Below are 12,028 nucleotides of genomic sequence, written 5' to 3' on the forward strand. Positions count from 1 at the left end.
GCTCCCTATCCGGTCAGTTGACTACACCACCAACAACATTACCGAATAGTTGGAGAACTCAACCAATTGAAAAGCCAGCTAGAGAGGGAGGTTATCCTCAATCAGATCCAGTAGGTCATCATCTTCTGGGTCTACATCGCTGCGGAACCGGCCCAAGACCTCCCCCGAATCCGACAGAACAAATTTTTCAAAGTTCCACTTCACGTCGCCCGCTTCACCATCTTTATCAGCGGTTTTCTTCAGCTCTGTGTATAACGGGTGCTCATTGTCACCATTGACATCCGTCTTGCTCAGCAGCGGGAATGTCACACCAAATTTCGACGACGCGAACTCCTTGATCTCCTCATTCGAGCCGGGCTCTTGCTCACCAAATTGGTTGCACGGAACGCCGATGACGAAAAAGCCCCGTGCCGCGTATTCCTCGAAAATGTGCTCCAGGGCCTCATACTGTGGAGTGAAACCACATTCGCTAGCAACGTTCACAATTAAAAGAACATGGCCCTCCCACGAGCGCATCGTTGTTTCTTTACCGTCGATCGTCGTTACTGGGATGTCATAAATACTCATACCCCCAGAGTACGCGCGACTGGGGGCAAAATACGTGCATTACGCTTAAGTACTTGTGTGTATCTAAGCAAATTTAGCCGCGGGCACCTCAGAATATTTAGGCGCGCTGATAGTCGTCAACATTCACCTGAGGCGTGGGCTGGAGTTTGTCGGCGGGGTTCTTCACGGAAGGATTACGCAGGTTGACGTCCGACTCCATATCCTCCGGAGTCTCCACGTACGGAATCTCCCCGGACAACACGGCATTGACACGGTTTCTATCAACCGTATGGGTCCAGACGCCCACGACCAGCGTTGCCACAGAATTGCCGGCGAAGTTGGTCAAAGCCCTCGCCTCGGACATAAAGCGGTCAATACCAGCGATGATTCCAACCCCATCCAACAGCTCAGCCCGGTGTGCCTGCAGTCCACCAGCCAACGTTGCTAATCCAGCACCCGAAACGCCGGCAGCACCCTTCGAGGCAATCATCATGAAAACCAAAAGCCCAATTTGCTCACCCAAGTTAAGGGGTTTGTGCATAGCGTCGGAAATAAAAATCGACGCCATCGTGAGGTAAATTGCCGTGCCATCCAAATTAAACGAATAACCGGTCGGAACAACGATGCCCACGGTTGATTTATCGACACCTACGTGCTCCATCTTGCGAATCAACGTGGGCAGCGCAGACTCTGACGACGACGTCGCAAAAATGAGGAGGTACTCGCGGGCTAAATATTTCACTAACTTGAAGATATTGAAACGGGTGAAGGTATAGAGAACCAGACCCAAAACGCCGAAAATGAAAATGACGCAGGTCACATAGAAGCACAGCATCAACAAAACAAGTTGCTTCACTGCATCGAAACCGGTGGACCCCACAACCCAGGAAATAGCGCCGAATGCACCGACAGGGGCTGTCCACAGGACCATCATCAAAACTTTAAAAACAAGCTTTTGAATCTGAGCAATGGCCGATAATAAAGGCTCCCCAGCTCTTCCCATCGACTGGATAGCAAAGCCGCACAGGAGGGCAATGAACAAGGCCTGAAGAACAGAACCACTGGTCAGTGAAGAGAATAACGTGTCCGGAATAACGGACATAACGAACCCACTCAGTCCATGAGCGGATTCTTTATTGTTATCGACGAACGACATCCCCGACCCAGCCTCTGGCATAGCCAAGCTCGATCCCGGTTTAACAATATTGCCGACGATGAGTCCTATGGCCAGGGCAAACGTTGACATGACGATGAAATATACCAACGAAATGGCGCCGGCTCGCCCCACCGAGGCTGCTGCTCGGACAGAACCGATCCCCAGCACAATTGTGCAGAAGATAACGGGCGCGATCATCATCTTGATCAACGCAACGAAGAGTTTTCCTAATAACTCGAATTTGACCGCCACGTCTGGAGCAACGAGGCCCAGAATGACGCCCGCAAGAACGGCAACAATGACAGAGATATAAAGCCAGTGGGACTTATCTTTTTTCTCTTTTTTGGGTTCGACGATCCGAACTGGAGAGGAGCTCATGAGCTGAGATGGTACAGCGGGGCTACCCTGTGTGGGTAATCATTATCGAAAAGATTACCCCCGAACCAGAACACCCGGCTGCCACTAAGTGAGGGATTGATACTCCTCGTCCGAGACGGGCTCCAACCACTCATTGCTGGTCTCCTCCCCAGGCGCCGAGATGGCGATATGGGAAAACCAGCTATCCGCCTTAGCGCCGTGCCAATGCTTCACATTCGGCGGAATGACCACTGTGGAACCTTCCGTCATGCTGACGGCGAGCTTGCCCTCTTCCTGGTACCAGCCTTCTCCCGCGGTGCACATCAAGATCTGGCCACCGCCGCGACGGGCGTGGTGGATATGCCAGTTATTCCTGCATCCGGGTTCAAAGGTCACATTGGCGATCCCCAAGCCCGCCTCATCAAGCTGGGCGATGGGTTGTAAAAATGACTTCCCGACGAAGTATTCGGCGAATGCGTCATTGGAATCACCCGTGCCAAACTTATTGACTTTGTCGAATTCATCTTTACTCGTGATTTTCATGTTTATGACTCCTTATCGTCATTTTCTGCAGTTTTGTCTTCTGCAACGTCACTTTTCGTCTGGCTATTAATCGCGGCCAGGGCATTAAGGCTCCTTGGGAAACCAATCCAGGGCACGCAAACCGCCAGAGCACCCAAGAGAATTGCGCGATCATTCCCCACTGCGAGGTTCCCCGAAACATGGGCCCGAGCTTGTGGGTCACAGCCACCCAAGGAAATGATGGCCACCCACGTCAACAATTCCCGGTCAGCAAGACTTAGCGCTTTCCGGGTGTACGTATCACCGAAACAATAGGCTGACAAAGCATCTTGAATGAAACTCTCATCCTCGGGTGCATTCTCACGCATTGCGTCGATTCCATCGCCAAACATTGCTTTCTGCGCGGCAATTCCCTTGGCCAGGCGATCATGCTCGGTCACGGTCGATTGGACACTAACGGGAGCGTCGACAAGTTTGTCTAGCTCCTCTAATCCGTGCCGGGCGCGACTGATCCCAACGTAGGACGCTATTTGGTGGAAAACTTCCTGTAGCTCTTCCGCTGCAACACCTAGATGAAGGCCTGCCCACAATAATGCAGATAGTTCACCGCCACCACTCGCCGACACGCACGCCACACTGACCAAGATCTTACGTCGGTCATCGAGTCCACTGGCAGGCCACATCTCGCCAAAGGCAAACCGGCCGGTGATCTGGTTAAACTCCTCGCTCACCCGTGCTGAGGAGCCCAGTGACGAATAGTCGTGGTCGAAGACTTCACGAAAGACGTCGGGTATGGATCGATCGGTATGACGTGGATCTGGCTGTTCGTCTGCATCTCGTTGTGAAGCTGACATGGTGACCTCCTATCACGTGGTGCCAGTCATATTCACACGAAGCCCCCTCATGCACAATGAACAGAAAGGGTGTAATTGTCGAATAATCAACACTCTATGCCGAAGTGGTGATTATCCACCTGGCGATGATGGAGGCACGATGACCAACACTGCCGAACGCGACGATTCGCGTGACAGCTCTACAGAGCAGGGCCGTCCCCAGGGCCGTGTCGATCGTCGTGTTGCCAAAACACAGGCGGCTATACATCGTGCGTTAGAAGAGCTCGTCTGCGAAAAACCTCCGCATCGAATTACTGTTGCGGAAATTACCCGGCGCACAAATATTCACCGGAAAACCTTTTACTTGCATTACAACTCGGTGGAGGAACTCTTCCGCGAGGAATTGGAATCAATGAAGCAAGACTATGCAGAGACTATTGATTCAATTCCTCCAACAATGACTATTGCCAACATCAACCGCGTATTTTTCGACTTCGCCACGCGGCAAGGGCCTTTATTCGAACAGCTCGTGGTGTCCCCCGAATATCGGCACTATGCCGAACGTTTCTTCGACATGAATCTCGTCCATAACCGGGCGCGGCATAATCCGTATGCGCATCTGTCCCGTGAACAGCAAAACACCATCAATACTTTTCTAGTAGCCGGCACATTGGACATGTACCGCCAGTGGATTGCCGATGGTAAAACAATGCCCCTCGATGAGCTGATCACGCTCAGCACACAGTTGCTCAGCCATGGCGCAGCTCAATTTCGGGATTGATGGGTTTAAACGGCTGCATCCTCGGCGACGCCGGCGCGACGAATCATCCAGGCATACTCAAATGCGGTCTGTTTCCACTGCTCATAGCGACCTGACACGCCTCCGTGGCCCGCAATCATTTCGGTTTTCAGACAGACGTCGGCCCCTGGAATAGTCGCGCGAATCTTAGCAACCCACTTGGCCGGTTCCACATACAGCACTCGCGTATCGTTCAGGCTGGTCAACGCGAGAATCGGCGGATACGTGTTGTCGGCCGACACGTTGTCATACGGGGCATATGACGCCATGTAGTCGTACACCTCGGGATCGTGGAGGGGGTCGCCCCACTCATCCCATTCGATCACGGTCAACGGAAGCTCCGGCATGAGGATCGACGTCAAGGGATCCACAAATGGGACGACGGCTTCGATCCCAGAGAACCGGTCTCCTGCCATATTCGCGACGGCACCCATCAACAGGCCACCGGCCGATCCCCCGAGCGCAACCATGTGTTTGTTGTCGGTCACGTTCCTGCTGATCAAGTCATCAGCAACGTCAATGAAGTCGTAGAACGTGTTCTTCTTGGCCAGCGTTTTGCCGTTGTCGTACCAGGATCGGCCCATCTCTCCGCCACCTCGGACATGCGCGATGGCGAACACGATGCCTCTATCGAGTAACGACAGCCGGGCGATCGAAAACGCGGGGTCCATCGAAGCTTCATAGGATCCGTAGCCATAGAGAATCGTCGGGTGTGGGCCGCCGGTGGGTAGTCCGTCGGAATCTGTCTTCCCCTCGAGACCTGCTCGGTAGATCAACGAGACCGGAACTTTCGCACCGTCCCGCGCTGTCGTCCACATCCGGCGTGCGACGTAGTCAGACGGGTCATATCCGCCCTTCACGATCCGCTGCTTGCGCACCAACCGCTCGCCCGTCGCCAAGTCGTAGTCAAAAACCAGGCCGGGCGTCACAAAGGACTCATAGGCCATGCGGATATACGGGGATTCCCACTCCGCATTTCCCCCGGTACCGGCGCTGTAGAGTTCCTCATCAAAATCGATAGGCTCGAGATTCCCGACGGTGCCGTCGGCAAACGAGAAAAGCCCCAACTTGTTAATGGCGTTCTCGCGATAGCCCACGACCATGTTCTGCGCGAACACATCCATTCCCTCGATGCGACGGCCTTGCTTGTGCGGGATCACAACGTCCAGGTCGTCCAGGCTGGTCAGCGGCGCGGCACTGGACATGCCGAGCTCAAAGTCCGCGCCATGCGCGTTATGCAGCACAATCCAGCGGTCGTCCCCACCGATAACGGCATGATCAACGTCATATTGCACACCCGTGTGCCGAGGCAGGATGCACTGCAATTCACCTGTCACACGCTGGGGGTGAACCGTTTTCGACTTCCCGTCACCAGTGACCCCCAGGTCCAGGAACCACACTTCGGAGGTGACTTTGGATCCGACTTCGACAAAAAGGTACTTCTCCGAGCGGGTTGTTCCGCACCCGACCCAGAAGCGCTCGTCGTCCTCACGGAATATGCATACGTCCTGGTCCGTTGGGGTGCCGACTCGGTGACGCCAGACCTCGTTCGGGCGCCAGGAATCGTCGACACGCTCGTAAAATAACCACTCCGAACCGACCCAGGTGGCTCCATATCCGATGCCGTCGATGGCGTCGTCTAGGAGTTCGCCTGTCCGGAGATCCTTAATGCGCAGGTCAAACCGCTCGTCGCCCGTCGTATCTGTGGAATATGCCAAGTAGTTTCCGTCCACCGAAACACTCGACGCACCGAGCGAAAAGAACTCCGCCCCTTCGGCCAGGACATTGGAATCAAGAATGATCTGTTCATTCTCGGGCGCGGACTCAGCATCAATCGCCGGCGGAGTCCAATCCTTCGTTTTGTCCCCCGTCGAGGACGCCGGAACGCGGCACGATACCCCGTAGCTCTTCCCCTCGAGGCTGCGGCCGTAATACCACCAATCCCCCGAGCGAACCGGAACGGACAAATCCGTCTCCTGCGTCCTGCTTTTAATCTCGTGGAAAATCGAATCCTGCAAAGGAGCTAAATCACGCGTCCGGGCCTCCGTGTACTCATTTTCAGCCCGGAGATAAACCAAAGTCTCAGGGCTTTCCTTATCCCTCAGCCATTCATAATTATCGACGACGTCATGCCCGTGATGCGAGCGCGTCGTCGGATGAATATGCGCCGTCGGAGGGATCGGCGTGCCCGAGGAAGTGTACTGGAGGGAGCCCTCGTCGGGGCCCGTGGAGGCTACGTTGCGCGGTGGGTGAGTTGCGTTATGAGCATCATCAACGTGAGACATAGCCACTACCCTACTGTTCGGCCCGGACACGATCATGTGATGGCGTCGAAAAGTAGGATTGATCTGCGCGTATAGCGTGCCCGACGGGTCTTAAGTTGACGGTCTTACGCTGACGGGCCGATCCAGTCGGCGAACTTCAATCCCGACACGCGTTCGTAGGCTTCCACGTACTTGTCGCGGGTGGCCTCGACGATCGAGCCTGGTAGCGCTGGTGGTTGTACGCCGGATTCGCGGGACCAGCCCGACTTCGGGCCGATCAACCAGTTACGCAGGTACTGCTTGTCGAAGCTGGGTTGGCGGTGGCCCTCCCGGTAGCCTTCCTTGGGCCAGTACCGCGACGAATCGGGCGTGAGCACCTCATCCGCCAATTTCACGTTTCCGTCAGCGTCCACGCCGAACTCAAACTTGGTGTCGGCCAGGATCAGGCCACCCTCGTCGGCAATAGCAGCTGCTTGAGAATAAAGCGACAGTGCTGCGTCGCGGATAGTTTCCGCGCGACGCTCCCCCAGGTGCTCGAGAACGTAGTCATAATCGACGTTCTCGTCGTGGCTGCCGAACTCCGCCTTCGTCGCCGGAGTGAAAATGGGTTCCGGAAGCTTCGAGCCCTCAACTAGGCCCTCGGGAAGCTCGATGCCGCAGACCCGGCCGGTCTCGTTGTATTCCTTCAGACCCGAGCCGGTCAGATATCCCCGGGCAACGCACTCGAAAGGAATCATCTTGAGCTTTTCGCAGACTAAGGCGCGGCCCAACGCTTCCTCTGGAATCCGCTCATCATCAACGGGGCCAACCAAATGGTTCGGCATATCGAGCTGCTCGAAAAAGAACGTGCTCATTGCCGTAAGGATTCTGCCCTTATCCGGTATTTGGGTATCCAGAATATAGTCGAACGCAGAAACACGATCCGACGCCACCATCAACAAAGTGTCGTCGTCAATTTCATAATTTTCGCGAACCTTTCCCGCGGAAAGGTGCTCATATGAAGAGAGTTCAGGGCGCATGGCCCGGTATGTTACTCCCCTGAACCCGAAAACCCGATTCATAACCCCACAATGGCGATTTACCGCGCTGTGCAGCGACGACCTCTCACCGGTTAACTGCTAACGGATAAACCGCTAACCGATTAACCGCGTAGCTCGGGCCACATCGGGAAGAGCGAGAACTAACGCCAGCCGCCACGTGCCAAAATCGTGGCCGCCGGGAACCTCACGAAATGACGAGTCGATTCCAGCGCTCTGAGCCAACCCATTCATATACTTCAGATCCCGAACGGACGACTTGTCAGACTGGCCGGCAACAAAGACACCTTTAGTCCCCGTGAATCTTCTTCTCTTTAGGATATCTTCCGGATTAACCCGTAGATAAGCATTGAGGTTCCCACCGAAATACGTATCCGCGTTTCCTTTGGCCGACATGGTCCCCGGGGTGCGGTCGCCCGAAAAATCAAGGAAATAACGGTACGGCTCCGGATTGTTCACGATGGCCTGAAGCGCACATGTTCCGCCATAGCTCAGGCCACCGATGGCCCACTGGGTCGGATCATTGGATACTTGAAAATACTTTTGTATTTGTTGCGGAACGTCAGTGTCCATATAGGTCTGCACTTTGGCTTTCTTTGTATCAAAGCACCCTAAATCCTCATCATCATTACCGGCCGTATTAATCGCCACAACCACGGGAGCTAAACCGTGGTGGACGCGCTCAAAATGATGCAGGGTCTGGCCCGCGTTGCCGATCTCAAACCACTGCGATGGGGACCCCGGCAAGCCATTCATCAGCACAACGACCGGCAACAGTGGCCGTGGATTCGCGAAATAGGCCGGTGGTAAATACACCTGAGATTCCGTCGTCTGAAAATGAGATACCGGCGACGGGATCATAAAGGTAACAAGCACACCCTTATTCCGTGGTGAAACCCCATTCCATGCCCCGGCAATCGTGCTGCCCTGAGGAGGGGTGAAGGGAGTCGATGTTCCCTTGACATCGGCATATTGGGCGGTGGTGTACGGCTCCTTGCCAACCAGAGAATCGACCGACGGATACAGAGCAAAACTATTATTCACTACATTGACGCACGCGACAGTGCCACAGACGAACGCAGCACACGCCCCAACAATGCGGAGCACTGACTTCCACCTGATCGACGCCCACCGTTGCGAAAAACTGGCACGCGGCTTCGACGAACGCGGCCCCGTCGCACGCATCCTCTTGAACCAGGGCACCAACCGGGTTTGACCCCGCGCGCAATAGGGTCCAATCGCCAGGCCAATCAAAACAATGAGGGCCCAGCCTGCGACATACACACCAATAGCGGTTCCGCCACCGAACGGCTTCCAGGTCTTTTCCAGGACCAGCCACACTAAGGCGGTTACCGTCGTCACGCTGCCAAGCAATACACATGCCAGGCGGGTGGCATAACAGGAGCTGCGGGCGCGTGCCGTCGATACGAAGAAGAAAGCCCACACCAGAATGATGACAACACCATTGACTAATGAGGGCATCGTCCCCACGAGGGGAATGTCTCCAAGAATATGCACCGGCCCATCATACGGTCGCGCCGCACAGAATGGCTGGCCATACAGCAGTGTTCCGCCGAGTGGCTAACCGTGCGATGAGCTGGGCGGGCAATGGTCACGCTCTACACAATGTCGCCAGGCATGTATGCGGCAGCCTCGGGATGCTCGGCAACGATGTCTTTCACGCGTGCGACAACACGATCAACCTGTGAACCCGCTGCTCCGATGAAGGCGTGGCGGTCGGCAATCGCAGCATCCAGTTGTTCGCGGTTCAACGGGAGCCGATCATCGGCGGCGAGACGCTCGATGAGGTTTTGTTCCGCGCCTTTCTCACGCATATCAAGCGCGGTGGCCACGGCGTTCTCTTTAATAATTTCGTGGGCTGTTTCACGTCCCAGGCCAGCGCGAATAGAGGCCATGAGGATTCGGGTCGTCGCCAAGAATGGCAGATACCGTTCTAGTTCCTTATCAATCATTGCGGGGAATGCGCCGAACTCTTTGAGAACGGTCAGTAAGGTTTCCACCATTCCGTCGAAAGCAAAGAAAGCATCCGGGAGCGCCACTCGGCGAACAACAGAACAAAAGACATCGCCCTCATTCCATTGCTGACCCGCCAGATCTGCAGCCATCGTTTGATAGCCACGGAGGATAATCTGCAGACCACCGATGCGCTCACACGAGCGGGCATTCATCTTGTGCGGCATCGCGGAGGACCCCACCTGCCCCTCCTTGAAACCCTCCGTGACCAGCTCATTTCCAGCCATCAAGCGGATGGTCATAGACAGCGACGACGGCCCCGCACCCAGCTGCACCAACGCCGAGATCACATCCAGGTCAAGGCTGCGCGGGTACACCTGCCCGACCGAATCGAACCGTCGGGAAATACCTAAGTATTCCGATACAGAGTTTTCCAACTGCTCAAGTTTGGTTTCATCCCCACCGACGAGATCCAGCATGTCCTGGGACGTTCCCATCGGGCCTTTGATCCCGCGGAGCGGATACCGCGAGATAAGGTTTTCCAACCTCTCGTAAGCAACCAGAATTTCATTAGCTGCCGACGCGAAACGCTTGCCCAACGTGGTCGCCTGAGCAGCGACATTATGGGATCGCCCCGCCATCACCTGATCGCGGTAGCGAACCGCGCAATCAGCCAACGCCCGGAGAACCGCCACCATCCTGTCCCGCACGTGCTCTAGGGACCGGTACACCTGCAGTTGTTCAACATTTTCGGTGAGATCCCTGCTGGTCATCCCCTTGTGGATGTGCTCATATCCAGCCAGGGCGTTGAATTCCTCGATGCGCGCTTTGACGTCGTGTCGGGTGACGCGCTCACGCGCGGCGATGGAATCCAGATCGATGCGGTCAATAACTGACTCGTAGGCGTCGATAGCCTCATCGGGAACATCGACACCGAGCTCTTTCTGCGCACGAAGAACAGCGATCCAGAGCCGACGCTCCATGATGATTTTGTGCTCCGGGCTCCACAGATTGACCAGCTCTGGCGAGGCATACCGATGTGCTAGCACATTCGCTATGTCTTTCTTATGTGTGCCGGCCGGAGCACCAGTGCTGCCCTGGTCGGGTGATGTGCCCTTGCCTGTGTCGACGGAATTGGTACGCGGATTGTCCGTTTTGTTCTCAGCCACACTATCAGTCTAGGGGGCTACCAGAGCCATAACCAGCCACGACACCACCCGGATATGGCAGACACTTTTACCGACACACTAATCGGAGTTACCGACGCCGGGCCTCCAGGAATGGCTTCAAACGACGACACGCTTCCCGCATCTCTTCGGGTGTGCCCGCGTAGCTCACCCGGACGTACTTCTTGCCCAGCGCTTTATCGGCACTCCCGTCAAAGTCAGTCCCCGGAGAGACGGACACACCCGTGGCATCAAGGAGTTCGTGAGCAAAGGCGACGGAATCGTCGGTGTAATCCGAGACATCAACCCAGAAGTAGAAAGCACCGTCGGAGGGCGCGAAGCGGGGCAGCCCCACTGCGGGCAGCTCCTTGTTAAGGATGTCGTGGTTTTCCTTGTATCGCTCGACGTGGACGCGGAGTTCAGCCAGGGCATCGTCGTCAAACACGCGGGTCGCCGCGATCTGCGAAAGAGCGGGAGCACAGAGAGAAATGTTTCCTAATATATTTTCAATCGTTTCCCGCAGCGTCGGATCATCGGGAATGATCAGCCAACCCAAGCGCCAGCCTGTCATGGAGAAGTACTTGGATGTAGAGCCAATAACCACGGCACGATCAGAAAGGGACCTCGCCGTCACGGTGGGCCGACCATAACTAATTCCGTGGTAAATCTCGTCAGAAACCAACACCGTGTCAGTTTCATCGCACCACTCTGAAATTGCGCGCAATTCTTCGGGATCAATAATTGACCCGGTCGGATTATTAGGCGACGTAATCAACACCATATCCGGCTTATTCCCCGCCTGAGCAAGATCATCAAGGTGCTTACGGGTCATATGGAAACGGGTTTCGGCCGTCGTCGGGATATCAATAAAGGAATTACCCAATGCTTGAAGAACATTGCGGTATGCCGCATATCCGGGGCTCGACAGGGCAACAGTCCCACCAAAAGGCAAGCAAGCTGCGAAAATAGCAACAAATGCGCCCGAGGACCCCGTCGTGACAATAACGTTATCGGCCTTGGTATCCGTCCCATATGTTTCGGAATGCCACCGAGCAATACGCTCACGCAACGGTTGAATACCTAAAGCTTCGGTATACCCTAATTTGTCCTTTTCAATGGCCTCAATAGCAACATCTCGGACAACGCGCGGCGCGGGAGTAGACGGCTGGCCGATACATAACAGCACCGTGTCATGCTTCTCGGCTTCTCTTTCCGCGGTGCGGGCCACCATTTCCATCGTATAAAAAGGATCGGCATGGCCACGTTGAATTGCTAAGCCATAATCCTTTCCAGAGCTACCCGAATTTGAATGCTGATCCTCCGAATAATTCATTCCGCTGTAATCAGCTGACTCCGAATTGTCACGTCCCACTG

The 12,028-nt window shown here is 55.1% G+C and carries 10 protein-coding genes; 1 reads left to right on the forward strand and 9 read right to left on the reverse strand.

What is annotated here, in order from left to right; genetic code table 11:
• Positions 1-78: 78 nt before the first annotated feature.
• From KCQ76_RS09275 to KCQ76_RS09290, 4 genes are all read right to left on the reverse strand, one after another.
• Positions 79-567, reverse strand: a complete 489-nt coding sequence (locus tag KCQ76_RS09275; RefSeq protein WP_046202017.1) for a glutathione peroxidase — start codon at positions 565-567, stop codon at positions 79-81.
• Between the two features lie 97 nt (positions 568-664).
• Complete coding sequence (locus KCQ76_RS09280) at positions 665-2,080, reverse strand: cation:dicarboxylate symporter family transporter (RefSeq protein WP_046202016.1); 1,416 nt, start codon at positions 2,078-2,080, stop codon at positions 665-667.
• Positions 2,081-2,164: 84 nt separating this feature from the next.
• Positions 2,165-2,602: a cupin domain-containing protein gene (locus KCQ76_RS09285; protein ID WP_046202015.1), complete on the reverse strand. Its 438-nt coding sequence runs from the start codon at positions 2,600-2,602 to the stop codon at positions 2,165-2,167.
• Positions 2,603-2,604: 2 nt separating this feature from the next.
• Positions 2,605-3,435: a carboxymuconolactone decarboxylase family protein gene (locus tag KCQ76_RS09290; RefSeq protein ID WP_052722394.1), complete on the reverse strand. Its 831-nt coding sequence runs from the start codon at positions 3,433-3,435 to the stop codon at positions 2,605-2,607.
• Between the two features lie 139 nt (positions 3,436-3,574).
• Between KCQ76_RS09290 and KCQ76_RS09295 the strand changes: the two genes are divergently transcribed.
• Positions 3,575-4,195, forward strand: coding sequence for a TetR/AcrR family transcriptional regulator (locus KCQ76_RS09295; protein WP_221914855.1), 621 nt, complete (start codon positions 3,575-3,577; stop codon positions 4,193-4,195).
• 5 nt (positions 4,196-4,200) lie between these two features.
• Here KCQ76_RS09295 and KCQ76_RS09300 read toward each other — a convergent pair whose 3' ends face one another.
• The 5 genes from KCQ76_RS09300 to KCQ76_RS09320 form a co-directional block, all read right to left on the reverse strand.
• Positions 4,201-6,498, reverse strand: a complete 2,298-nt coding sequence (locus KCQ76_RS09300) for a S9 family peptidase (protein WP_102215100.1) — start codon at positions 6,496-6,498, stop codon at positions 4,201-4,203.
• A 104-nt stretch (positions 6,499-6,602) separates the two neighbouring features.
• Positions 6,603-7,496, reverse strand: coding sequence for a phosphoribosylaminoimidazolesuccinocarboxamide synthase (locus KCQ76_RS09305; RefSeq protein ID WP_046205277.1), 894 nt, complete (start codon positions 7,494-7,496; stop codon positions 6,603-6,605).
• Between the two features lie 114 nt (positions 7,497-7,610).
• A complete protein-coding gene (locus KCQ76_RS11110; protein WP_221914856.1) occupies positions 7,611-9,032 on the reverse strand; it encodes an alpha/beta hydrolase in 1,422 nt (473 codons plus the stop codon).
• 101 nt (positions 9,033-9,133) lie between these two features.
• Entirely contained in the window at positions 9,134-10,546 is a 1,413-nt protein-coding gene (gene purB, locus KCQ76_RS09315) for an adenylosuccinate lyase (RefSeq protein WP_046202160.1), read from the reverse strand.
• Positions 10,547-10,745: 199 nt separating this feature from the next.
• Positions 10,746-12,026 carry a pyridoxal phosphate-dependent aminotransferase gene (locus KCQ76_RS09320; RefSeq protein ID WP_082089949.1) on the reverse strand — a complete coding sequence of 427 codons (1,281 nt, stop codon included), beginning with the start codon at positions 12,024-12,026 and terminating at the stop codon, positions 10,746-10,748.
• Positions 12,027-12,028 lie beyond the last annotated feature (2 nt).

This window comes from Corynebacterium parakroppenstedtii, from assembly GCF_019754935.1.
GTDB lineage: Bacteria > Actinomycetota > Actinomycetes > Mycobacteriales > Mycobacteriaceae > Corynebacterium > Corynebacterium parakroppenstedtii.

Bases quoted from the DNA above. Each gene is read 5' to 3' on its own strand.
- KCQ76_RS09295 (WP_221914855.1), top strand. From the start codon at position 3,575: ATGACCAACACTGCCGAACGCGACGATTCGCGTGACAGCTCTACAGAG.
- KCQ76_RS09280 (WP_046202016.1), bottom strand. From the start codon at position 2,080: ATGAGCTCCTCTCCAGTTCGGATCGTCGAACCCAAAAAAGAGAAAAAA.
- KCQ76_RS09290 (WP_052722394.1), bottom strand. From the start codon at position 3,435: ATGTCAGCTTCACAACGAGATGCAGACGAACAGCCAGATCCACGTCAT.
- KCQ76_RS09300 (WP_102215100.1), bottom strand. From the start codon at position 6,498: ATGTCTCACGTTGATGATGCTCATAACGCAACTCACCCACCGCGCAAC.
- KCQ76_RS09275 (WP_046202017.1), bottom strand. From the start codon at position 567: ATGAGTATTTATGACATCCCAGTAACGACGATCGACGGTAAAGAAACA.
- KCQ76_RS09305 (WP_046205277.1), bottom strand. From the start codon at position 7,496: ATGCGCCCTGAACTCTCTTCATATGAGCACCTTTCCGCGGGAAAGGTT.
- KCQ76_RS09285 (WP_046202015.1), bottom strand. From the start codon at position 2,602: ATGAAAATCACGAGTAAAGATGAATTCGACAAAGTCAATAAGTTTGGC.